Origin of the sequence: Leucobacter salsicius M1-8, from assembly GCF_000350525.1 — a bacterium.
Classification (GTDB): domain Bacteria; phylum Actinomycetota; class Actinomycetes; order Actinomycetales; family Microbacteriaceae; genus Leucobacter; species Leucobacter salsicius.
In genome coordinates this window covers 15,868-39,804 of record NZ_AOCN01000012.1, presented here as the reverse complement: position 1 = coordinate 39,804, position 23,937 = coordinate 15,868, and the positions used below count along the sequence as shown (strand labels likewise).

Below are 23,937 nucleotides of genomic sequence, written 5' to 3'. Positions count from 1 at the left end.
GAGTTCCCACCATTTCAGGGTTCACGAATCGTGAACTTACGGGAGTCGCCAGTCATCCTGGTGGTGGTATCGAAGAGTTCCAGTTCCCCGGGATGCAGTTGGTGCTGGCATACGAAGGAACGGTCCTTGATGCGCCAAAGTCCTTGGCCCACACCGAGCCCGGGCAGGAGCTTCTGCTCGGTGCCGGTTAGTCCAAGTGCTTTCGCCGTGGCTCCGAGCTGGTCGGACTCCTGGCGGTAGATGATCCGCGTTTCGGCGTTCGCGAGCAGGCTATTGGCCAGAGCTCGCATTGCGGATCCTTGATCTCCGACGTTCTCCAGATCGGTCAGCTTATGGAAAATGAGCATGTTCGCGATTCCGTAGTGCCTCGCCAGCCGCCAGTGAGCATCCATGCGTCGCAGCAACGCCGGATGAGACATGAGACGCCATGCTTCGTCATAGATACACCAGCGCTGGCCGCCGTTCTGGTCGAGCAGCGCGGACTCCATCCAGGCCGACGAGCACGTCATGAGCACCGACATCAGCGTCGAGTTCTCCGTCACCCGTGACAGATCAAGCGAGATCATCGGCAGCGTCGGATCGAATGTGACGGTCGACGGGCCATCGAAGAGCCCGGCGAGATCACCCGAGACTAACCGCCGCAGTGCGTGCCCAACGAGACGTCCGTCTTCGGCGAGACGCCCATCGAGATCCGCTTCCGAGGTCGGGGCAAGGATGTGGTCGACGACCATCGGAAGGATCGGTACATCGTTGCTGCGTACGACCTCAGTCAGCGCTGTATCGATCGACGTGTGTTCCAGCGGAGTGAGAGGTCGCGTCAGAACTGTCTCCGCGAGTGCACCGATCAGATCGCGTCGTCGCGCGGAGACGGTGGCTGACCAGCTCTCCTCACTCATACCTGTGGGCCGATAGCCCTCGTCGAGAGGATTCAGCCGGGTAGAGAGTCCGTGACCGAGCACGATTGCTTTGCCGCCGACGGCTTCGGCTACCGCAGTGTGCTCACCCTTCGGATCGCCAGGAACGTAGACACGACGGCCGAACGGGAGCGATCGTGTGTAGAGGCTTTTGGCCAGACTGGATTTTCCGGAACCGACGATGCCCGCGAGCACGAGGTTTGGCGCGGTGATGAGGCCGCGTGCGTAGAGCACCCATGGGTCGTAGACGAAGGACCCACCAGAGTACAGGTCCTGACCAACGAAAACCCCGTCAGGTCCGAGGCCGCCTTCGGCTAGGAATGGGTACGCGCCAGCGAGGGTTGCCGACGTGTCTTGATGCCGCGGTAGGCGAAGCTTTCCGGAAGAACGCAGCTGGGCAGTGCCAAGCTCTCCAGCTGCCGGGAGATACGTGGCGGCCCGACGTTCTGCCAGTTCGGCGGCGTACTTTGCGCGGGCGGCCTTTCGCTCCGACTGCTGCTGCTCAGCCTGTAACTTCGCGGCAGCCTGACTGCGCTGCCTGCGCACGCGCCGCTTCTCAGATGCTGGAGCGACGAGGACCGACGTGTGCAGGCGTTCGGCATCAACGTGGCTCATAGTCCCAGGCCCCTTTGCTGCTTGATCGCCGTGATGCTGGCGGGCTCGAACCATGACGTTTGCTGCTGCTCACGCGTCGGTCTCGATGCCGACGGGGCACCAAGGGTCCGTTTGTCATCGGGTAGCCGGTCAGCTGGTGCAACACCATGGAGTCGGTACAGGGCGACGTGCTCGAAGCTGTGGCTGTAAGCGAGATGGCAGTCGCCATCTCGTACCTCACGCTCAAGTGGACCGCTCGGCGGAACGTCGTAAACGTATCCGTTCTCCATTGCCGCGCTTGTGGTTTCGTCACCGAAGTCCCAGGATTTCAGATGGTCGAGCCCGGCAAGAGCGCCGTCTCTGTCGATCATGTCGAGAACCTCATCTGCCTCTGGGCCTTGCAGGAAGACGACACTGATCCATCGAGCAGCCTGGGGTACGTTTGCGGCTGGGTCGTCGCGCCAAGCAACGCGGCTCGTAGCCGCTGCCGCTGCGTCGAGTCGCTCTTCTGCCTGGTCGATCAGGCTCGCGGCCTGATGGAGTTCGTCGGCGGACGCAAGAGCGTCCTGTGACCCGATGGTGTGGTCACCATGATCACCAACCGCGCGCGGCCGATTCTCGACATGGGCGGTGGCGAGCTGATCGAGCACCTGTTTGAGTGATCGCACGCCTGACAGCAGGTCGCCGAGCACCCCGTACAGATCCTGTGGATTCTCGAATGAACGAGTAGCGTGCGCGAGCCCGCGCAAAGCTTCGGATACTTCCCCGGCATCAGCGCCGGGGTCATAGAACGTGGGCATGGTGACCTCCTGGAGTTATGGCTGCAGTTGCCAACCAGGTGAGCGACGACACCCGAGGCAGTGTCGGAAGCGTTGGATACCCTTGAACACATGAGCTTTGGTGCAACTGTCCTCCGCGTAATGATCGCGTCGCCGTCAGACATCCCCGATGCCCGCGATGCTGTCGAAGCCTCGATCAACGGTTGGAACAATGCAAATGCAAAGAACAAGCAGATCGTGCTGTTGCCGTGGAGATGGGAGAGTTCCTCTGTTCCAGTCCTGGGAGACCATCCACAGTCGCTGATCAACTCTCAAGGCGTTGACGAGTCCGATATAGTCTTCGCCTTATTTGGCAGTCGATTGGGCTCTCCAACCCCAGACGCAGTCTCCGGAACCGTCGAAGAGATCGAACGGGCAGTCTCCAGTGGAATGCCGGTACACCTCTACTTTTCGACGGCCTCGCTACCGAATGATGTGGATACACGCCAGCTGGATGGCCTCCGTGAGTTCAGGGCTGAAGTTAGCCAACGTGGCCTGCTGGGCGAGTTTGCGACCGCAGCTCAGTTAGGACATGAAGTTTGGAAGGCTATTGAGTTTGATATCGCTCAGCTGGATCTCGAAGCACCAACACTGATTTCTTCGAAGCGTGGCGTTCAACTTACCGCTCAGCCGCAACAGGAGCGTGAGGTTAAGAGCTTCGACAACAAAGGCAAGCCTCGATACTCGAACAGGCACTGGATTGAGATCACTAATACTGGTGACGAAGACGCACACGAGGTCACGTTTGAGACGGTAGGTGATAACTCAAGCATGATGCTGGGTAACGACAGTACGCCAACAGTGATCCATGCAGGCCAAACCCGACGACTCACCGTCATGCACCACATGGGTGGAGGCGACCCGGATGTTCTTCGAATCCGCTGGAACGAGGACGGCGAGCTGAAGGAACGAGACTTTCACGTCGGATAAGGGATGCTTCAGACGGTGCGGCATAACGGCAGTGCCGCCGCGGTGAACGCCTGAGCCTGCTGGCCGACGAGGAGACGAGTCTCACACGATGCCTGGATGGCGGCCTGCTCGATCGCGGCGACGGCTGCGTCGAGTTCGTCAGCGGTCCGTGCGGAAACTGAGATGAGCCCCGTGTAACGCAAGATTCCGTGTCCCGCGGTGAGGTCGGCTTCCTGCTGGAGCACATCCTGAAACTCAGCGGTCTGCGAGGCATCCTCGATCTGGCCGATGCGCTGGCGCTGAGCCGCGTCTGAGATGTACTCGGTCTTCTTCTTGCGGATGTCGCGTGCTGCCTGATCCGACCGCATCGGAGTGCATAGCAGCGAGAAGGAACGCTGGATCCCTGAGGACAAAAGCACCGGCGCTAGGAAGCCGGGATAGACCATCGAGCGGGGCCACTCTGAGATCCACAACACCGCATGAAACGCCGAGTCTGTGCGTAACCTTGACCATGACTCATTCACGGCGACCGGCCCCGCGGTGGCGAGTGACTGGCCGAGTTCACCGTGGCGTTCGAGCGTCGCTGCGATTGCGGGGTCATACGCAGAGCGCAAGATCACAGCGATCTCGCCGCACGACAACCAATCCGACGGAGCGAGGTCGGCTGATCGTAGCGCAGCGATCAACGTGGACATCTCTTGGCGAAGAACAGCTGCAGCACCGCGAATGCCGCCACCGGCAGTGCGGATCTGTCGTGCAGCTGCGTGCATATCTAGCGAGAGGGAGAGTGTCGTGGCGTGGCGCTCACCCGCTGGCCCGGCGCGCTCAATTAGTTCGGCGTACGTCGTTGACGCCCATGAATCATTGGCGTTGCCATGTGATGCCCACCATTCAGCGAGCCCGGTGCCAGAATCTGGCAGCGTGCGCTCAAGTATTTGCAGCATCGAGAGTCGACCAGACCTACACACGGTTGCGAGCACACGACCCCAAGAGCTGACGCGCCGATCCTGCTCGCCGGGATCGAGGAGCACGAATGCTGGATGCGAGACGGCAACGATGACTGTGAGAGTGCTCGCGGTCGGGTCATGAACCATCGCGGCGCCAGTGATCGGATCCTCATACTCACGCAGCCGCGCCATGTCGCCGGGTAGCGCGAGTGAACCCGCAGGCCGTGGCCTCACAACGCGTCGCCGATAGAGCAACTGGCCACCGGTGCTCTTCCAGAGCCACCAGAAAACAACGGGAATCCATTCGACGATTGCCCGTCCAGAGATCCGGATCCACACCGTCGCCGCGGCGGAGAGCCACACGGGTGCCGAGAACGCGATGAACATGCCGCCTCCGGCGTAGAACGCCCACACCAGTGAGCCGACGCCAAGTCCGAGTGCGATCAGCTGCGAGAGTGACAGGCCAAGCAGGACGCCGCGTCGCGTCAGCCGGGAGAACTTCACCGGGACGAGATCACCGGCTCGTTGATCGTCATAGTTCTTCGACATGGTGGGCTATTCCTTTCCTGCCGTGCGCGGCTGTGGAGGCTGGGTGCTGGGCGGTGCAGGATCGGTTCGGGGCGCGGGAGGCTGAGGCGTTGAATGAGGTGCGGCGGAAGCCGCGGCCGGTCCATCCGCACCAGCGGTAGCTGATTCGGCCGTCCCAGCAACAGCGCCGCCGAGCTGAGGTCCGGCAGTCGCGGCACCTTTGATGACCTCCGCGCCGATAACGACCGCTGCCGCGGGGCCGGCAGCCGCGGCAGCACCACTGGCCCCCGCGCCGGATCCTGCACCTGCACCGGCAGCTGATCCGCTGGATGTCGCTCCAGTTGAAGCAGAGGTGCTGGGCGCACCGGTTGCTGCGGGGGTGGCGTTCGGCGTCGCACCGCCGCCGGAGCCACCATCGAGCACCTTCTTGACTCCGTCGCTCTGCGGTTTCGACGGCACGGGAACGGGCCGGTTCACGGCGCTCTTTGCTTCTTGCTCGCTTCCCATCGCGTGGTAAAGATCGAAGCCGAGGAACGAGATGAACCGGTAGACCATGTATGGCGCGAAGGCTGCAATGAACAGCAGCACGATGCCTGAGATCGGTTCAGTCACGGAAGACAAATCGGCCTCAATCGGCGTTGAGACCTGCGTGATCGCGATGAGGAACACGACGACGAGGACGAGTTTGGAGATGATGAGCGCGACAACGAACGCGGCCCATTTACCGATCCATCCGCGGGTGACATCCCAGGCCGCTCCAGCGAATGCGATGGGTGCGAGCACGATCGCGACGAGCAACAACGCTTTACGGATCAGGAGCGAGAACCAGACAATCGCGACCGCACAGATCATCAGCCCGGCGAGGAAGATCGTAACGATCGCACCGACGCCTGGGGCCGCGATGTTGATTGTGGTGAGCCCGGCGGTGAGGAGCGCGATCTTGTCGCCCATAGTTTCGGTGGTTTCTCCTGCCGCCTGGACGACACCGATGCACAACTGATCCACGATCTCCAGAGCAGTTGCCGTCAACATGATGACGACGAAGGAGCCGAGAACGGCTTTGGCTGCGCCGAGTGCTGCGCGTGAGAGCGCGGCGGGCTCCCGTCTGATGAGGCCGAGGACGAGTTGGAAGCAGAAAAACAGCAAGACGATGAAGACACCGATGCCAAAGAGCAGGTTGTAGACGTCGAGGTAGCCCTCGGATTGGACGTCCACGAGGGTCGTGCTGTCAAAGACAGTCCACATGGCTTCGATGAGCCAGCCCGCGGCTTGACCCATCGTGGAGGCGAGCCAGTCAAAAGGGGCCGACACCAAGGTTGCGGCGCCTTCGCCGACGGCATCGCAGACGTTGGATATGACGGGGATATCGCAGACACTCATCGCAGGCCTCCCTGAACTAGTGGGTGGTGGGCCTCAGACCTGCTGTCCGACGTTCCAGAAGAAATTGATCAAGGTCACGGATGCGCCACAGATGACTGCCGCACCACACGAGATGAGTACGCCGAGCTTGCCGCGACCTGCGAGATGCGGATTGGACGAGTTCGATCCGAACCCCCACACGATCGCGGAGATAATCAGCGCGAGTACGGAAAGGATGAGCCCGACAGTCATGACGGCACCGACAATGGTGCGCAATTGCGCGATCCCCGGCAGACCGGAGTCATTCGGTGTGATGTCGATGTCCATCGGCAAGACTGCGGCGATGGTCGTGATGAGTTCAAACACGGTGGCTCCTTGGCGTGAACACCGCCGACGGCGGCAGACGAAACATGGTCGAGAGCCAGGTGCACTATCGGTGCCGGGTGTTCCAGAGGCTGCGGAGCCCACCAACTTGGTCAATCGAATTAGTCAGTGGCAAGCAGTAGTGTGATGTTACTTAGCCGAAGTCGGTTCTTGTTCAGCAGCTTGGAGCTTCATTTGGAAAAAGACTTGTTCGCATCTCATCAGATATGGGGAGCGCTGAAAGATATCGAATCCGCACTTACCCAGATTGACGAGCTCGGAGACGCCGTCATTTCATCAGAACTCGATGAAGTTCGACAAGTTCGTGCCTACGCTGTTGCGCTTTCAGAAGCAGATCAACTGTTCCTTATTGGTGCACCCCTCCTCGATGAGCTGAACGCCGCTTGGTCTCAAGTCGGCACGAGTTTGAACAACTATCTCCAGAACCCTGCAGGTCATAAATCGCATCTTGACAACGCAACTGGACCGTATCTCGACGCGGTTCGGAGTTCTCTCTCGCGGTTCCCACGGGCGGATGAGGCCGGAGCAAAGAAGGCAGCTGCTACCCGAGCGGCATCGGCGTACCTGAGTCAACTTGATGAGTCTCGGGAGCTATTAGCAGCTCAAATCCAGGCGCTGAAAAGTGATCGCGATCAGATGATCGAGCGGCACAAAGTCGAACTGGAAGAGCAGACCATTGTTGTAGAGAATCTACGTTCTCAAATATCTGCTTTAACTTCTCGAATTGGTGAGGACGAAACCCGGATATCAACGGCACTCACCGAGTCAAACGAGGCCTTCAATAAGGCTCAAAGTGAGCGCCAAGAGCGCTTCGGAAAGTGGCTTGAACAACAAGAAGAAAGATTCGATGAGGAAGCGCGCCCGCAGTATGAGAGCATAATGGCTGCTGCGAACAGAGCTGATGAAGCTTTGAAGGAAGTTGAAGAACTGAGGACGAGCGTCGTCAACGTGTCTAACATCGCTTCCGGAGATATTCTTGGGGACGAATACAAGAAATCTGCTCGTTGGGATCGAGTCGCTGGGTACATCGGTTACGGGGTGGGCATACTTGCGGGTGCGATGGGCATTTGGATTCTTCTTTTTGCCTTCGGTGACGCGCAAGCCGGGCTCGAATGGCCCCAAGTAGCACTCAAGCTTGGGTTGACTACGGGTATCGGGGGTGTTGCTGCTGTGGCGTTCAGATTCGGCGGCCAGTCTCTCTCACGTGCGACTGCGTTCAAGCGGCAGGAGCTTGAACTCCGCGCGCTAACTCCGTTCCTTCAGGGAGTCCAAGGTTCTGATGAAGCGAAGCTTACTTTCGTGCGGCAGGCCTTTGGCCGGGCGTGGGTTCCAGAACAGAAAGCTGACCAATCATCCGATTCGACCCCAAACGCGGAGCTAGTCAAGTTGGTGCAAGCTGCAGTCGAGGCCATCGCGAAGACCTCAAAATAGTGATCACGAGAGACATGTTTCGCTGCCTAGCTAACAAGAGTCTTGAGTTATAAGCTCGCACCGACGCTAATGAGCCAGTTCAGCCAGGTCACACCGCCGCCTGCGAGGATCGCGGCGCCCAGAGCTACGAAGACCCCCGCGCGTGCCTTAGCAGCGACCGCGGGGTTGCCGCTGGAGGTCGAGATGGCCCAGATGATGGCGCTGACGATGATCATGAGGACGGCGACAACAAGGATGATCGTGAGCATCGCTCCGATGACAACCTTGAGTTCACCGATGCCGCTCATGCTGCCGAAGTCTGGAAATACATTCATGACGTGCCTCCTGTCATCGCAGAACATCCAGCACCAGCGGTCGCCTCTGGGAGATCAGCGGCATCGTGATCGTTGAGCCATTTCGCCGCATCGATCGCCTCCGCATAGGTGCCGCCTGGACGGACTTCAAAATGCAAATGTGGTCCGGTTGAACGCCCCGATGAACCGACATCACCGATGTGCTGGCCGGCGATGACACGGTCTCCGACCGTGACGTGGATGCCGGTTTCCCACATGTGCGCGTACGCGGTGGCGACGGTAGTGCTGTCGATGTGGTGTTCGATGACGGTCAGCCCGCCCCAACCACCGGAGAACTCTGCGACGGTCACCACTCCATCCGCTGCAGCGAGAATCTGAGTTCCGTCGGCGGCCGCAAGATCGGTACCGGTATGGAAGGCGTTCTCGCCGGTGAGGGGATCGACGCGCGGACCAAAGTCACCCGTGTGAACCCAGGTGCCTTCCGGCAGCGGAAACACGACACGAGAGGTTTTCGTCACCGCGCCAGGTGATGGTGCTGGGGGAACCGCCGGTGACGCCGTCGCTGACGACGTCGAGGCACCGCTCGTGAGCGTTGCGAGAATCTTCTCGGCAACGGGTTCGTAGTTGTTGTACCGATCCGGGTACGCAGACACCTCGACAGCTTGTGCGGCTTCGCCCTTGCCCATGCTCTGCCAGCCGGGGATATCGAGCAGGCCGCGAGGCGATGGATAGTTGGGCCCGGACGATCCACCGAAGAAAGCAGCAACCTGATATTCGGGGTCCATCAGGTCGGCGACAGATCCCCAGCCCGATTGCGGGCGCATTTGAAACAGGCCGAGCGAGTCATGATCGGATCCATTTCCATCGTTCGGGTAGTCCCCGGATTCCGGGTAGGTGCCCGTGTTCGCGAGCTGCCGCAGCGTTGACTCGGTGAGAGCGGCCATGATCGCGATCTGCACTCCATCGCGTGTGACACCTTCGATGCTTGAGCCCACGGTGATGATCGTTGCGGCATGCGTCAACTGTTGCTTGTTGAGCGTGAACGTCTCCCCATTAGCAGTTGTCACCACGAGAGAGTCCGGCACGTTACCGAGCGTGAGACTTGACGATGAGAGACACGCAATAGCGGCTGGATTCATCACGAGACCGACGGTGACGAGCCCCAGCGTCGGTGCGAGGAACATGAGCGCGACGACTGCGATCGCGAGTTTCTTCATCATAAGCCGGGCCTCCTAACGCAGCGGATTATTCAGCTGTGACAGCCGCAAGACATGGCAGGTGTCTTTGGGCGGGCAGGCGATGAAAATAGTGAAAGCGACCTGTTGGTCGGCACTGACCTGGTCACCATTCCAGTCGCCGGAGCGATGGCGGATTCCCTCGATCGTGAACGCTGTGGCACCTTTGGGGAGCTGGCCTCGTTGAGCTTGCGCAAGCGCGTCGGCCCAGGCATCCGGCACGTACGCGGAAGTGATCTCCAAGTGTTGCTGCGTTGCGTACTGGCGCAGTTGCGTCCACGCATCGTGCGTGGGTAAGTAGGTTGCAAGATCGGCTGCGAGGCCGGGCTGCTCCGTGCCACTCGGGTCCGCAACGTCGAGGATGACCTCGGTGTAGTCCAGCGGAAGGAATCCACTGCCGGTGTCCCAGGTAAACAGCGTCGTCGCGACGCTGCGTGCAAAGATCTCGGCATCGGTGCTGTGGGGGATTGCCGGAATCCGAGGCGCCGGTCTATCAGGGGTATTCGAGGGGCCAGGATCATGTTCAGTAGTTGGTGAGACCGGGCCGGTTGACTCACCGTGCCCACGGGAACCGGCGATGAGTCCGGAGACGCCAACGCCGATGACGAGGAGCGCCACGACTGCAGCGGCGATGAGGGCGACAACGGTGCGGCGGGAACGAGGGGCGGTCAGAAGCTTCATGCCTGGAAGGTGCGCAGCGTTGGCCGCGCATCAGATCGCTCGGAGGTTCCTTATCTCCATTGGCTGCTCAGCGGTATCAACGTTGGTATCGAGCGCTGTTCGGAGTCGCTCCGCGAAGTCTGAGGTCGCATCCACTGCCCGCAAGAACAACTCGACTTCAGCAGCACTCAGTTTGAGAGCGAGGTCGTCGACATCAAAGTGACGCCACCACCCATCGAGCTCAGTCCAGGTAACAACGAACGCGCGAACTGGCCACGGCTCGTCGTCGTCCGCACGATTCGTCTGCGGACTCGGCGAAGAGCGGCGCTTGGTGCGCGGCGTGCTCTTGAGACGCGCCAGAGCTTCTTCCGCCAGCTTCGCGACATGTTCCTCAGGTGCATCGGAGTCCGCCTCCGCGACAAGCTGGCGGGCCCTCAGATAACTCGGGTGTACCGGCCCGCCTGAACCGATGAGTTCGAGCTCGGCGGCAACTCCCACACGAACTGTCTCTGATTGATCTTGGTCCTCAGCGATCTGCTGCAGGTAGTTGATCTTCTCGAGCGTGGTGTGTGAAGCACCATCGGGGATCATCGCAGCGGCCTGGGCGCGAGATTGTCCCGGTGATTCTGACGGTGGCGCAAAATTTGCTGCACCGTCACTTCCCGGCTGATTTTCGCTGCTGAAACGCGACGCTTCTTGCCGACGAGCAGCATCCTCAGCCATCAGCGCCTTGATCTCCCGATAGAGCGCTGCACCCTCCAGCTGGGTGAGCGGCTTGTGCAGCATGTTGTCATCTTGTTCAGCAAGCAGGTGCGCGAGATCTCCCGAGATACCTGAACGCACCCAAACCTTGACGTGCTGCCAGCCGAGTTGTTTGATCGCGGCCAATCGTCGCGCACCGCATACCAAGATCCCGTCGGGCGTGACCGTGATCGGTTGGAGCAAACCGTCACGTTCGATCGAGGCAGCAAGAGCATCGAGGTCGCCGAACCCGGTGCGGTGACGGCGCCCGACGCGGATCGAGTCGACCGCACGGTCCAACTCGATGTGTCCGCCGTCCCGACTCATTGGTTGTTCCCGTGGGTGGGGACAGACATCGCGATAGCCGTGACCAAGTCATCGTCGCTGAGGAGTGTTGCGAGCGCTTCACCAACGAGTATTCGGAGAAGGATGCCTCGTCCGGTGCTCGTCGCGCGATACGCGGGATGGGGGTGCCCGAGCAACACCTGCAATAGCGCCGACCAAGAGTCGGCGGGCAAATCGAGCAGTGCCCGGGCGTGCTTGTCTCGACGCAGCAGTTCGTACGCACTCTGTCGAGACCCGGCACGTGCCACCGCACTGCAAACGTGTTCGATCGCCGCACGGGCAGTGCTTTCGGGCCAGCCCAACGTTGTAAACAGAGTGATCGACGCGTCGATTGCGCGGCGAGCAGTGTCAACATTTCGGGTAACGTCAGGGTCATCGTCTTCAGCGACCGAGTACCGGTCCACCACGTGGAATGCCGGGTGATAATCGGCCAGTGGGTTCTCTCGGTCGGCAAAGCGCTCCGGGTCATGGAACGCAGAAATATGGGGTCGACGTGCTTGATGGGTCGCGCAGAGCAATCCCTGTCCCCGCTCTTCGGCGATGCAGGTGACTTGAACACCGCGAGTTACCACGGCCCAAGGATCAATCGCCTCACGAGCGGATCGCGTCCTCATGACGTCGAAAGCTGCTGACGCTGCCTCCCACGGATCGAGGCCATGCTTGCGAGCCAATGCCGCGTACTTTTCTGCGGCAAATGCGGCGAGTTCAGCGGCGACGTGGTCGTGCTTCCAGGCATGTGAACCCGAGCGGTGCAGTCGATGCAGGAGGGCGCGGAGCCCTTCGCTGGTTGTGTAGTCCTCGCGAGGTTGTGACGCTGAGTGGCTTGAATTGGTCATGGTGTGGGAACCTCCTGGCAAGCAGGTGCGCGCCCGCTCCCCAGCGGGTTCTTAGGTGTCCGTGAAGTGCCCATGAGAGGTCTTGACCAACGATCAGTGCGTCCCGATCGCGCCTCGTTCAGCACCATGACGGGAATTGCCATGGCCGAACGCGGATAACGGTGGGAGGTGCCGGGCTCGGTCTGCGATGCCGCGGGCGCTCGCCGCAGTCACTTCAAATGTGCGGCGCCGGAGTTCGGTTTGGAAGTTGATCCCTGCCCCGGCGAGGCGCGAACTCCCGCGTGCGATCAGGTCAGTCGGACGCACCCATTCGACTCCTCGGCCTCGGTAGGCTGAGGGATCGATTCCAGCACGAGGGCGTCGACGCTGAACGCTCGCGGCCTCGACAGCTTCTGGCAAGAGAGGATCGTCTGTCAGATGACGATCGGTGCTGGCAGTCAAAGCTTCCTTCTCTATCTCGTTCATTTTGGCTCCTCCTCGGATGTTGTTGCGGGGGAGGGCTTGAGGCCCTCAACGGTGAGCGGGATGTTGGCGAACCAGCGCCCCACGGTGGAAGGGTGCACATTCAGTTCGCGTGCGATGGCCTTGTTCGACCAACCGGCATCGCGCAACGTCATCGCAGAGCCTTGGGGTGAGGTCTGAATGGCTGACGTCTCAGTGCTTTCGGCTGTTTCAGTAGTCGCGGGAGTCCGGATAAGGAGCACGGTGAGATGCGTGATCGCCAGCAAGACCACGGGCGGAACTGCGGCGACCGCAGCGGCAAGAAGGCTCGGCACATCGGCATCCGCGGCGACTACGGCATGGATTGAATTCGCCGTGACCGATACGGCTGCCGCACCAGCGAGTAGTGCCCAGGGATACCAGGCGGCGCGGGCCCCGGCCAGCGCGACGACGGCGACGGTCGAGACGACGATGACTCCGTCGACAATCAGTGGCCATGCCCATGCTTGGCCATCACCAATTCCAGACCGTGCGGCAAGGTCTGCGAGCGAGGTGAACGACAGCCAGAAGGCTCCCGCAGCAATGAAGACGGTGCCTGCCACAGCTGTCGATACTGCCCACCGTCGTCCGTTGAAGTCACTCATGACAGCGCCCGAAAGGTTGATGAAGGCGGCGGTCGGTCGTGTGAAGTTGATGCGCTGGCTCGTATCGACTGCTGCGGAGGGGCGCCCTGCACCGCTCGGTAAGCTGACCGCACGGTCGTCGTCGTTTCTCGGTGGCTGAGGCCTGCCCGCTCAGCGGCGGGACTCAGTGCTTCGAGCGCTTCGACTGTCGGCACTCGCTGTTCAGCCATTTTGCAAGCGGCCCAGAAGAGTCCATGGTTGCGTTCGCCTTTTTGGCGCCGCGCAACCCAAGCTGCGAGGCGCTGCACATCGACAGGCTGTTGTGCTGATCGCCCACTTTGATGCGCCTCGTTACGTTGTGGTGGATCGAGATAGTCACGGAGTTGCTGCGAAGCGAGCGCACGACCTGGTTCACGAGCCAACTGGAGTGTCTCGTATTGCCATGATTGCCCGTCAAGCACGCGTAGCGAGGGAGGGACGATGACGTATCCGCCATCACCGCGAAAATCGATTCCCGCCCGCGCAGATTGCCACGAGCGTTGTTCGATATTCGGGTCTGCGGGGAAATAGAGATGTAGCCCACCGGATGGAGTTCTGACCGCAGCCTCCCAGCCGCTCAGCAATCCCGCGCGCCAGGCGCCATCGAGGGCGTCGTAGCCGTTGACAGAACCGTGCACGTCTACATCGACGACAACGAGCCCAGAGGTTGTGCCGGTCGGCATCCCGATATTTGCGGACGGAATCGCAGTCCACCAGCGACGAATCAGCTCAGGATCGTTGCGGGCCGAATGAAATCCGCCCGCAACGACGGGGCGCTTCCCACCCGCGGCACAGGGGAACACGGGGAAGCCGGAGTCGGCAAATGCGAGTGCGCCCTGTTCGAGCGGCATCCCGCGACCAACGTGATCGAGCGCCGTAGTGAACGCTTTCGATGAACTCATCGCATTCCCCGCACGTCTGCCAGCGCCACCTGTTTTGGGGCAGCTGTAGCCGAAGGCGTGTGTGAAGCGCTCGCACGCTGAGCTGCCGCGACGTTGCGATGCGTCGATTCCCGCTCGATACCCGGAGGGGTACCGTCGCCGGTCATGGGGGTGTCGAGCTGATCGAGAATCCTGATGGCGGTGGCACGTACTCTCTCGCCGGTGGATTTGATCACGTCGACGGGTTCCTTCCCATCGACGTGTGCCGACCAAGAGGCGACGTAGGGGATTGTGTACCCCGAGGTGTCCATGCCATGCGCTGCGCCGATCATCAGTGCGACAGATTCTGCTTCGACCTCGCCGATGCCACGGTGCAGTCGAGTATCGGCATTCTCAGGGTCGTGCATAAGCACGTGTCCCAACTCGTGCGCGAGCGTCTTCACCCTTGCTGCAGCATCCATGTCGGCGCGCACGAGCACGCTCTTCTCGGTGTAGTTCGTGACGCCATTCGCCCCGTGAATTGACGGTGTATCGGGCACATCGCCCAACGAGAATCCCGCGGCTTCAACCTGTTTCGCGAGCCCTTCCCAAAGCCCGGCGGGTGCTTCGCCCTCAAGCAAAGTCGGGGCGGGTAGCTCAGGAAGTGGATCGCCCGCGGTCTGAGAGGCATCCCACACGTAGGCCGGGCGAACGCCGATCATCTTTGATCGCACCGCCTCACCTGGCCGAGGTTTCTCGAACTTCTTTAGTCGCCTCCATGAATCTGTACTTGCTGGCGTGGCAGAAGCGAAGCGGCCGGTGACGGGCGCGAGGATCTGATACCCGGGTTGCCCCTTCTGCACTTGGCGGCCGAGATCTTGCCATTGCTTGTATCCGGCGACGTAGGTCGGCATCGGATCAGGCACAAACCCCTGTTCGTGGGCCGCCTGATGCTGCACCCAGATCAGCAGTGTGTTGTTGAAAGAACGGCTTCGAAAGTTGGCCGCGAACGTCAAGGCCCGCTTCCAACCGTCACCAGATACGAGTTCTTCGACGGCCCCCGCGAGCTTTTCGTGCAGCTCATCGAGCTTTGCGTCTCTGGCGGCTTGGCGATCCTCGATCGTGGCCATAACTGGATCTCCTCTCTGACGTTCCGCGCGGCGAACTCGTGCGGCAGTACATCTGAGAGGTGCGCGTGGGTGTCCGGATCGGCGACAGAGTAACCGGCTTTTGGCATGGGTGAAGCGCATGGTGCACCTCCTCGGCGCAGAGACGGGTGCACACTCAACACCCGTCGTTGAGCATGCCCAAAATCCTGTGATCTACTGTCTAACATCACATTTGAGCATGCGCAACCCTTGATTTGAGCATGCCCAAGAGGTACATTGATCATGCGTAATCACCTCAAGAGGTGACGTTTGACCATCGCCAAACCCATCCCGAAGGGAAGGGCACTATGCAACAGACCGAAGATCAGAACAAGGCCGCGGCCGAGCTTCTTGAGAAACGTCTGCGTCTGCTGCTCGACGTCAAAGCTGCCGAGACCGGCGCTGAACCGTCGTTCTCGGAGATCGCCGCATTCTTGAGAGAGCGCGGTACGAGCCTGTCGCGATCCCGCTGGACCTACATGATCAACGGGCACCGAAAGGTCGATGACGCTGAGGTGTTTGCGGGGCTCGCCGAGTTCTTCGACGTTGACATCGACTTCATCACCGGTGATAGCGATGCCTCAACGCCCGAGAAGGTGAAGGCCCAGATTGATCTTGTGCGTTCGATGCGGGCAGCAAAAGTGAAATCGTATGCGACGCGTACTCTCGGTGATCTTTCGCCGGAAACGCTTCGGGCGATCACCCAATTCTTGGATCAAGAGATGACACAGTAAGCGAGCGCCACCGGTGTCGCTCACAAGGCTGGCGCCGAGGATGCTTCCGAAGCAGATAGTGAGCACGCAGTGAATATCGAACAGACCGTAACGACCGCAGTCGCGAGCTTGCAGCTGGGCGAAAACTTCACGTTCGCCGCACTCACCGATGCTGTACAGCGGCAACGAGGGCGAGAGATCCGGGTCACTGAACTCGCGGAGCTAGGCGAAAACGACGGGCTTTGCGCGTTGCTGTTCTATGGCGAGGATCAAGACTTGATCCTCCACGCCCGTACAGACTCGGTTCTTCACAGTCAGCAGTTCGTGCTGCACGAATTTGCGCACATCATCCTTGGACACTGTGAGGGCGACGGCTGCGCGCTCAACGATGTAGTTCACAACACGCTGTTCCCTGATATTCCCGCGTCTCTGCGCTCCCGCGTACTGGCACGAAAGGACGTTGAATCAGAAGACGAGATCGCCGCTGAAAGCTTGGCTGATCGCCTGGCTGCGGGTATCCGTGGATCAGCGTTTGCCGAGACGAGTTACACAGAGATATTCGGTTGATCCAGGTGCTTGTCGCAAGCGTCATGTGGACGCTGGTCGCAAGCCTGCTCATTCTGCGTCGAGGGCGTACTGACCGCAGCGTCACCTACGCTGCCGTTGCCATCGCATTCGCGATGACGCTCAATGTCGACGACATCTACCTCGCGATCGATCCCGCACTGAGTGGAACGAACCTCGTCACCGTTGCGAGCGATGCTTTGCTCATGACGGGTCTCTTCTTTCTGGGCCGGGGCGTGATGAGGGCAGGGGACTACCGGCCCCAACCGGTCAAGATCGCCGTCGGGCTCCCGGCGCTCGTCGTTGCACTTACCTGCGTCGCCGTACTGTTCTTCTTCATCGACCGCGGCGAGACGACCACAGAGTTCATGCGTGATCTTGGCGCTCATCCCGCTGCTGCGATCTACTCGATTACCGTCTTCGCGTACTGCGGCATTGTTGTCGCCGCCATGCTCGTGCTGGCCGTGCGGCAGTTTCGACTCGCTTCAGGCGTGTTTCGAGTGCCCGCGATGCTGCTGGCGGTCGGAGCTGGTTGCGGTATTGCACTGTGTGTCAACGTGATTATCATGGACGTCGCACACGTCACCGGCGCACTGAGTGTCATGTATGCGGTTGATCCCGCATACGGGCCGCTCATGATCGCGACGTTCCTGTTTCTTTGTGCTGGCTTCATTGCGCAGCCTGCGATGCGCTCGCTCCGGCAGCGTCTGCGTGATGTGCAGACCGACGTGCTCGTCGCCCAGCTCGACCCGATCTGGCGTGATGCAACCAGCCTCAGACCTGGTCTCAGCGGGAGCCACCCTACTCCGGGAATTCTCGAAGAACCCGAAGCACGATTGCATCGCAACATCGTCGAGATACGTGACGCCATGATCGATCCACGGGTGACCTTCGCCATCGACGACGCTGAACGCACATTGCTCGAACGAGCTGAGTCCCATTTGCTGGGATTGAAGGCGCCGAAAATGAACCGGCGCAAGACCGACGACGTTGAGACCAAAGCGGAGTCGTCGTGAGGGCCAGGCGCGCTATTGGTGCATGTCTCTGGGGTGGCACTGCGCTGCTCGGCGCGGGCACAGCAGCTTTGGGGTGGGTTATCGCCCGCAAGCTCACCGCACCAGTGGGCCCGCGAACCTTCAACCTCGTAGTTCGCGACGTTGAAGACGACGACGGTGCGCTCAGGATCGTACTCGACCGCACGCCAGACACCACCGCCGAAGGTCTCTACAATCTCTGGTTCGAACGAGGCGGGTGTGTGCAGCTCGGTAGCGAGATGCAGGGCCGCGGTCCAAACCGAATCGCCCGTGCGGTCACCGGGGCTGCTAACTACCTCAACGTTCAAGTGGGTGACAGCGTCTCGTGGAGCGGCGTCTACTTTGCTACTCCAGCGGATGCGGGGCTCGAAGCTCATGACATCATGATCAACACACCGTCGGGGTACGCACCCGCATGGCGAGTCAACGGAAGCTCGTCCACGTGGGCAATCCATATTCACGGTCTTAGTAGCCCCCGTGCAGGCACGCTGCGCGGTGTGCAAGTTGCAACACAGCTTGGGTACACGTCACTCGTCTTGAGCTTCCGCAACGACGGAGAAGGCCCAAGAATCGGCAGCGGTCGCTCAACACTTGGAGCAACCGAGGTAGACGACGTCGAAGCAGCGATCAGTTATGCGGTGCGTCGTGGAGCTGAGCGGTTCGTGTTGTTTGGCTGGTCGATGGGCGCCGCGATCGCGCTACAGCTCGCGCACAGGTCGGACTACGCGAAGCTAATCGCCGGTCTCGTGCTTGACTCGCCCGTGCTCGATTGGGGCGAGGCGATTAAAGCGAACTGCGCACGAAGCGGGTTGCCCGCAGCTGCAGGCCATCTCGCGATTCCTTGGTTGGCGCTTGAGCCGCTTGCTCGCATGGTTGGGCTGCCGAGCGGGATCCCGCTTCGGGAGTTTGATTGGGTGCAGCGGGCAGAAGAACTCGCTGTCCCCACACTCATCCTTCACGGCATCCGGGACAACTCAACACCAGTCGATACAGCTAAGGCGCTGCACGTTCAGCGCCCCGACGTCGTCACTCTCGAAACCTTCAACGCAGACCACACGCTTAACTGGAACGCTGATCCCAATCGCTGGCGCGAGGCCGTGACCGATTGGCTGCAGGTCGGCCCCGTACGGTCAGGAAACTTGCGAACTTAGCTGTCTGGCCTGTGTCACCTGTTCGGTCTTGAGATAGCGAAAGCTCTGTGGAGGTTCCAGACCTAGGTCATGCCGAAGCGAATCTAGCGGCAGCGGTTGATCCCATGAATCCGGGCAGTCAACTTCTAGAAGTGTCGATTGATCGGACCCTCTGAGGTAGTCATCGAGAGCACTCTCGTCTATGCCGATGGCCGCACCATGCGAATCCCAAACACAATCGGAGTCGATTTTTATTGTCCGTTTGAGCCTGACGGTGCCAAGAATAGCCTTTTCAGGAGAACTTGAGTACAGCACCACGATGGTTCCGGAAGGTACAGCAGGAAACTTACGTCGGACTTCAATAGTTTTGCGTCCTTCGAGGATCGCGCGAGCGTGTCGAGGCTTGATTGACAAGAGTAAGGCTCGGGTCATTGCTCGGACCACCGAGGCTGAAGCCGCATCACATCATCGAATACACCGGGCTTTGCTCGGCGCGTGGTGATTTTTGAAGTGGTGACTCCGTGTTTCGTGAGTATCTCGTCGAAGGCCGTCCTATTGACGGGGCTTTCGAGCAACTGTGTGTCTTCTACTCTCAGGACTGACACCTTTCCATTCTTTGCATATGACTCAATCTCGCTTCTTCGTAAGGTTCCGATAGCACGGTACTGCTCAATTGCATTTTCGGTTGAGAGTATGGCGGCGTCAACCACGCGAGAGTGCGCAACGACCGCACGAATGGCTGAAGCTGGGCTCGCTTTCGGATCCTTAGTTACGTACCACAGGACACGCGAAGGAACTTCCCAGTCACCTCTCGGCGAGGAAAAATAGACGACTTGACGCGTCAGGCCAAGTGCACGCTTCGCACGAGTGTTCAGGAGAGTGTCATTGTAGCCAACGAGTTCCCGTGCGTATTTGGGTTGGATTGGAACGATGTTGACGGGGACATCGCGCTCGATGAGTACTTGCGGCCAGTTGGATCGCTCGTAATCACTGACTTCAGTCGCAGTGAACGTTCTTGCTGCGACCTCAGGCGGGGTGGCCCAGGACAATTCGACGCTCGGAACTGCACCCAAAAATCCATCGGTGGTCAATGCGGACCGCAGCACGGGTGAGATCGCAGAATCTGTGACCGTGATGTGACTGCAGCCCTCATCTAAGGCGTGTGCGCGAAGGTGACGTACCAGCTGGAAAGCGATTGTCTCGCCAAACGGACCGCTTCCAACGCGGAGGACGGGGACGTTAAGCACACCGTCGAGTATTTCGGTCGCGAGCAGTGCCCAGAACCGTGACCTGTCATCGACGAGTGCCTGCAGCTCGGTCGTTGCAGGCCTAGCGAGGACTGCCTGTAACTGCTTGCGGAAGTAGGTGGCTTTCTCGTTGGAGGTGCGTTCTAAGAAGGCATCTTCGAGCTTTTGGGGGAGTGCTGTTACAGCTTCCCATTGGAGGCCGACGGATTCGAGTTGCTCTGAACGGAATCTAAATGGCGGTGCTGGCGGCATCAAGCGTTGGATGAGATCGACTGGGCGTAGGACCTCAAGTCCAAACTCTCCTTCGATCCACGCAGAGGTGGCATTCAATAGGTTTGAGTCCCGAGTCACGAAAAAATCGGCACCCGCCAGGATTGCGTCAGCAAGATGCTTTGCATCATCAGAGAGGCTAAAGTCACTCGTTGTCAGTTCACTCGGCATCCGTTCGAGAAGTTCTGCGGCGGTATCGCGCATGGTTTCCTCTCGCCGGAGCGTTACGAAGCCGCCTAAGGACTCCCGCACGCGGTCGCGCTCGCCCTCCGGTTGCAGCCGATTGACGTCCGATGTCACTTCAGGAGAGATTGTGAATTCGACCTCGCCGGCGACCCAATCTGCTTCGAGCCCGAGCGACTCTCGTCGTTCGGGACGCTCTAGCGCAGTGGAGCTAAACAGATCTATCACGACGTTGGAGTCGAGAACTGCTTTCGGCTTGACAGAGTCATACAGTGCGCTCTCAAATAGGTCGAACTGACCAATTGAGCGCGTCCAGATGGTGAGCACTGAGCCGGTTGCTGCGCGTCCAGGACGTTGGGCTGTGGGAGCCATATCGAGCGATCGCCAGAAGTCGTCGAGGCCATAGTCGGTCCGACAATGTGCGGCGATAATCGTTCGAGAAGGGTTCGCGTCAATGACAGCATCAACCATTCTTCTTGCCAGTCCAGATCTTCGCGCGGTCGTTCCAACGCAGACGTGAACTAACTTGATTACGTGCTGACGCGGAGTGCTGAAGAGGATGTATCCGGCAATTTCATCGTCCAAGAAACCAAGGATGAGTTGCCCTTTGTCTCCGGCGGCTTCAAACGCTGCATATGGCAAGTGGCCGAGGGTTGCTTTGCTTTCGCGGTGGAGCTGCACAATGGCTTGAAACTCTTGTTCACGCGCCTCGGCGAGAGGGTCCCAAGTTCGCGTTGACAGGCTTTGGGTTTGTGGCTGACCTGTCATTTCGGGCCTATCTTCCATCCACAAACTCGTGAACTATGAGGGACGTTCATCATGCTTCCACTGTCCACTTCAGATTAAAAATGTGCTGCCGGTCGTCGGTACCTTTCAGCGCCTGTTCGATCATGTCGAGAAATTCGTCGGCCTTGCTCCTGAGCTGGTCGCGCTCAATCTTGAACTCGTCGTACAGGTCGTCGGCTCGACGAGCGAGACGCTGCGCTTCTTTACGACATTTCAGTCGCGCGGTGAGGTCTTCGGTCCGGCGCTCTTGCGCGAGTGCTTCAGCCCGGTCCTTCTCAAGCTTGCGCGTATCGGCGTCGTACTTCGCCTTATGATCCTTCAACCGTGACTCAATCAGGTCACCTTGCTCAATGCTAAATTGTGCCGACCTGTTCTGTACCTCGCCGCTGAACGCCTCTGCCTGCTGGACGAGTGCGGGCTGGAGGTCACTGACTTCTATGTCTTCGGTGCGTTCGATTCGCACGCAAGAGAGATCGAGGATCTGCCCAATTTGTTCTGCATCAAGCATCAGGCCGCTGTCCGATCGGCCTGCGGCGAGAATATATGACTCGGTGACGGTGTCTTCGCCAGCTTGCGTAGTGAACGTGAGTAGTTCGGCAGTTAGCGTTCCGTGTTCGCCAACGAGGTCACGCACGGCGGAGGCGACGCGCTCAGACTGATTGATCGAAAAGACAAGTGACCGCTCCGGAGTCTCCTCAGTGAGAGCGGACTGCACCACATACTGACCAAGATCGCTGCCGTAACGGTACTGGTGCGCGCCAGGCTGCGGTTTCGACTTGAAGAAGTAGCGGCCAACGGGGATCCCGTTGGCTGGTGCTTCAGCAAGTGTGAAGTTGTAGCCATCGGCATCGAACGTGGCGAAGGGATCCAGCTCGTGCCGCGTGACCTGCAGCAGCAACCGTTCAAAGGTGTTGAGCACTGCACCTTGCTGGGCATCGTAACTCTTGAGCTTGTCCTGAACGTTCGGGTCGAGATTGTCGAAGACGCGGGCGCGGGCCGACTGCATCTCGTGGCTGATCTCGCTCTGGTATTCGCGTTCCAGCGCGTCGAACGCCGTGTTGATCTCGTCCGCCGTTTTGCATCGTTCGAGGATCTCAGCGATTCTCTTCTCAAAGTCGAGACCGTCCTCGATTGTCCCGAGTACTTCGTCTGAAGCACCAAATACTGACTTGAAAAGATTGAACTTCTCGTCCAGTAGTTCGAGGATGCGTTCTTCGGCGAGGTTTCCCTGATTCGAGAAATTCACGACGATGACATTGTGCTGCTGCCCGTATCGGTGCACACGGCCAATACGCTGTTCGACGCGCTGCGGGTTCCACGGCAGATCATAGTTGACCAGCATCGAGCAGAACTGCAAGTTGATGCCCTCGGCGGCGGCTTCAGTTGCGATCATGATCGTGCCACGCTCACGGAACTCATCGACGAGTGCCTTGCGGCGATCTGCGGAAGGGATGCCTGTGATGAGGTCAGAGCCCTCGTTGGCCTTCAACCATTCGCGATAGGTCTCTGTCGCTTCGGGCGAACTGTTGGAACCGTTGAAGAGCACCAGACCGTCACCGCGCCCGGCCTCCCGCAGCGACGCGGCAAGATACTCCTGTGTCTTCGTGGAGTCAGTAAAGATAATCGCTTTCTGTGGTGCGCCGATCTCCGCGAGTTTAGCGAAGCCTTGGTCGAGCGCATCCAACAGCTTTACGGCCTTCTGATTGATCGTAATCGACCGGGCAAGATGTGCGTATGCGCGAAGCTCATCGACTTCCTCCGCCGTCTCCTTGCGGGCGTCCTCGGCAACAGGTGACGGCGTCAGGCTGAAGAGTGCCGACTCAGTGTCTTCAATCTCCTCATCGGTCATATCTTCGTCGACGAGCCCCCCACGGTTGTCACGCCGCCGACCGGACAGCATCTCGGCTTCGAGCCGATTCGCGATGCCCTCGAGCGTCGAGGCAACCGCATAGGTCGATGACCCCAGACGTTTACGGAGGATGAGTGCGGATAGGTGCCGTTGCGACTTGGCGAATGCGTAGAGGAACGGCCGCTGCAAGTACTCGTTGACTTTGTTGTATAGATCTTGCTCCGCGTCCGAGGGCATAAAGCCGAGGGTGAGTGGCATTCGCTCGGTGAACCGGATGTACTTCTGCGCGTCGCGTCGCAGGGTACGTTTCGCGATGTGTGAGATTCTCATCGCAAGGTCGTCATTGCCGTAATCCTCGGGGTGATCGACGTAGCGTTCCTTAAACCCCTCGATCGAGTGGAAAAACTCAGGGTCAAACACTGACACCAGGCCGAAGAGCTCCTCCAATCGGTTCTGCAAGGGCGTGGCTGTGAGCAGCAGAGATTTACTTGCAGAGCCGATCACGTCCGACACCGCTTGTGCGATCTTCGCGTCGCCCTTCCAGAACGAGCGCAGCCGGTGTGCTTCGTCGGCAATCACCAGATCCCAATGGCGCGCCAGGTCGTCGACATTTCGCAGCACGAACTCATACGAGCAGATCAAGACGCTGCCCGCCAAACCGGTTCCTGGTTTCAGCAGATCGCGCTTGTTCTTCGCGTCGAGCAGCTTCGCCGGGATCGCAAACTTCTCATCAAGCTCCTGTTGCCACTGCTGGCGCAACGAGGATGGCGCAACGATCAGAATCCGCCGCTTCCGCTCCGCCCAATACTGGCAGAGCACGATTCCGGCTTCAATGGTCTTTCCCAACCCGACTTCATCGGCCAGGATCACACCGGGAGACGACGAAGTTTGAAGAGCGAACAGCGCCGCGTCGATTTGGTGCGGCTTTGGCTCCACTTGCGCATCAAACAGCAACCCGGCAAGACGCCCCACATGGTCAGACGCATACGAACGTTCCAATTGGTGCGCGTAGAACTTCGCTTGGTGCGCGGTCAGCGGTGTCGCCATTTCCCCGCC

At 59.7% G+C, this 23,937-nt stretch carries 21 protein-coding genes and 1 pseudogene; 6 read left to right on the top strand and 16 right to left on the bottom strand.

The annotated features are described in order from the left end of the window. Positions 1-14: 14 nt before the first annotated feature. Positions 15-1,529, bottom strand: a complete 1,515-nt coding sequence (locus C795_RS0104150) for an ATP-binding protein (RefSeq protein WP_017792499.1) — start codon at positions 1,527-1,529, stop codon at positions 15-17. After that, a complete protein-coding gene (locus C795_RS0104145) occupies positions 1,526-2,308 on the bottom strand; it encodes a hypothetical protein (RefSeq protein ID WP_017792498.1) in 783 nt (260 codons plus the stop codon). The genes C795_RS0104150 and C795_RS0104145 overlap by 4 nt, the downstream gene beginning before the upstream one ends. Positions 2,309-2,398: 90 nt before the next feature. Between C795_RS0104145 and C795_RS0104140 the strand changes: the two genes are divergently transcribed. Then, on the top strand, positions 2,399-3,256 hold the full coding sequence (locus C795_RS0104140) for a DUF4062 domain-containing protein (protein ID WP_017792497.1): 858 nt from the start codon (positions 2,399-2,401) through the stop codon (positions 3,254-3,256). A gap of 8 nt (positions 3,257-3,264) precedes the next feature. Here C795_RS0104140 and C795_RS0104135 read toward each other — a convergent pair whose 3' ends face one another. The 3 genes from C795_RS0104135 to C795_RS0104125 are packed head-to-tail and all read right to left on the bottom strand — an operon-like array spanning position 3,265 to position 6,396. Continuing rightward, a complete protein-coding gene (locus C795_RS0104135) occupies positions 3,265-4,731 on the bottom strand; it encodes an SCO6880 family protein (RefSeq protein WP_017792496.1) in 1,467 nt (488 codons plus the stop codon). Positions 4,732-4,737: 6 nt separating this feature from the next. Continuing rightward, complete coding sequence (locus C795_RS0104130) at positions 4,738-6,090, bottom strand: hypothetical protein (protein WP_017792495.1); 1,353 nt, start codon at positions 6,088-6,090, stop codon at positions 4,738-4,740. 33 nt (positions 6,091-6,123) lie between these two features. After that, positions 6,124-6,396 carry a DUF6112 family protein gene (locus C795_RS0104125; RefSeq protein ID WP_245190222.1) on the bottom strand — a complete coding sequence of 91 codons (273 nt, stop codon included), beginning with the start codon at positions 6,394-6,396 and terminating at the stop codon, positions 6,124-6,126. 231 nt (positions 6,397-6,627) lie between these two features. On the opposite strand from C795_RS0104125, the gene C795_RS0104120 reads away from it, so the two are divergent. Further along, positions 6,628-7,884: a hypothetical protein gene (locus C795_RS0104120; protein WP_157486955.1), complete on the top strand. Its 1,257-nt coding sequence runs from the start codon at positions 6,628-6,630 to the stop codon at positions 7,882-7,884. 47 nt (positions 7,885-7,931) lie between these two features. Here C795_RS0104120 and C795_RS0104115 read toward each other — a convergent pair whose 3' ends face one another. The 8 genes and pseudogenes from C795_RS0104115 to C795_RS0104075 form a co-directional block, all read right to left on the bottom strand. Next, positions 7,932-8,198 carry a DUF6112 family protein gene (locus C795_RS0104115; protein WP_017792492.1) on the bottom strand — a complete coding sequence of 89 codons (267 nt, stop codon included), beginning with the start codon at positions 8,196-8,198 and terminating at the stop codon, positions 7,932-7,934. An 8-nt stretch (positions 8,199-8,206) separates the two neighbouring features. Further along, positions 8,207-9,397, bottom strand: a pseudogene (locus C795_RS15155) (M23 family metallopeptidase); the annotation flags it as partial. A gap of 12 nt (positions 9,398-9,409) precedes the next feature. Next, on the bottom strand, positions 9,410-10,093 hold the full coding sequence (locus C795_RS0104105) for a hypothetical protein (RefSeq protein WP_017792490.1): 684 nt from the start codon (positions 10,091-10,093) through the stop codon (positions 9,410-9,412). A gap of 30 nt (positions 10,094-10,123) precedes the next feature. Beyond that, a complete protein-coding gene (locus C795_RS0104100; protein WP_017792489.1) occupies positions 10,124-11,140 on the bottom strand; it encodes a ParB N-terminal domain-containing protein in 1,017 nt (338 codons plus the stop codon). Next, on the bottom strand, positions 11,137-11,994 hold the full coding sequence (locus C795_RS0104095) for a hypothetical protein (RefSeq protein ID WP_017792488.1): 858 nt from the start codon (positions 11,992-11,994) through the stop codon (positions 11,137-11,139). Before C795_RS0104095 ends, C795_RS0104100 begins: the two co-directional genes overlap by 4 nt. A gap of 461 nt (positions 11,995-12,455) precedes the next feature. Beyond that, positions 12,456-13,079, bottom strand: coding sequence for a DUF2637 domain-containing protein (locus C795_RS15150; protein WP_051053755.1), 624 nt, complete (start codon positions 13,077-13,079; stop codon positions 12,456-12,458). Further along, positions 13,076-13,999 (bottom strand): bifunctional DNA primase/polymerase, encoded by a 924-nt coding sequence (locus C795_RS16825; protein WP_083879128.1) that lies wholly within the window; start codon positions 13,997-13,999, stop codon positions 13,076-13,078. The genes C795_RS15150 and C795_RS16825 overlap by 4 nt, the downstream gene beginning before the upstream one ends. Beyond that, positions 13,996-15,087: an ArdC-like ssDNA-binding domain-containing protein gene (locus C795_RS0104075; protein ID WP_017792484.1), complete on the bottom strand. Its 1,092-nt coding sequence runs from the start codon at positions 15,085-15,087 to the stop codon at positions 13,996-13,998. Before C795_RS0104075 ends, C795_RS16825 begins: the two co-directional genes overlap by 4 nt. Before the next feature lie 326 nt (positions 15,088-15,413). On the opposite strand from C795_RS0104075, the gene C795_RS0104070 reads away from it, so the two are divergent. From C795_RS0104070 to C795_RS0104055, 4 genes are all read left to right on the top strand, one after another. Further along, positions 15,414-15,839 (top strand): hypothetical protein, encoded by a 426-nt coding sequence (locus tag C795_RS0104070; protein ID WP_017792483.1) that lies wholly within the window; start codon positions 15,414-15,416, stop codon positions 15,837-15,839. 69 nt (positions 15,840-15,908) lie between these two features. Next, a complete protein-coding gene (locus C795_RS0104065) occupies positions 15,909-16,385 on the top strand; it encodes a hypothetical protein (protein WP_017792482.1) in 477 nt (158 codons plus the stop codon). A gap of 5 nt (positions 16,386-16,390) precedes the next feature. Beyond that, positions 16,391-17,398 (top strand): DUF6545 domain-containing protein, encoded by a 1,008-nt coding sequence (locus C795_RS0104060; protein ID WP_232225432.1) that lies wholly within the window; start codon positions 16,391-16,393, stop codon positions 17,396-17,398. Continuing rightward, the gene (locus C795_RS0104055) at positions 17,395-18,567 is read left to right on the top strand and encodes an alpha/beta hydrolase family protein (RefSeq protein ID WP_232225428.1); all 1,173 of its coding nucleotides are present in this window, start codon (positions 17,395-17,397) and stop codon (positions 18,565-18,567) included. The genes C795_RS0104060 and C795_RS0104055 overlap by 4 nt, the downstream gene beginning before the upstream one ends. Here the strand turns inward: C795_RS0104055 and C795_RS17815 are convergent. Genes C795_RS17815 through C795_RS0104045 form a run of 3 tightly spaced genes read right to left on the bottom strand, consistent with a single transcriptional unit; the run spans position 18,547 to position 23,928 of the window. Further along, entirely contained in the window at positions 18,547-18,978 is a 432-nt protein-coding gene (locus tag C795_RS17815; RefSeq protein ID WP_157486954.1) for an ASCH domain-containing protein, read from the bottom strand. The genes C795_RS0104055 and C795_RS17815 overlap by 21 nt on opposite strands. After that, on the bottom strand, positions 18,975-21,014 hold the full coding sequence (locus C795_RS0104050) for a GNAT family N-acetyltransferase (RefSeq protein WP_017792479.1): 2,040 nt from the start codon (positions 21,012-21,014) through the stop codon (positions 18,975-18,977). The genes C795_RS17815 and C795_RS0104050 overlap by 4 nt, the downstream gene beginning before the upstream one ends. A 49-nt stretch (positions 21,015-21,063) precedes the next feature. Further along, complete coding sequence (locus C795_RS0104045) at positions 21,064-23,928, bottom strand: SNF2-related protein (protein WP_017792478.1); 2,865 nt, start codon at positions 23,926-23,928, stop codon at positions 21,064-21,066. Between the last annotated feature and the right edge of the window lie 9 nt (positions 23,929-23,937).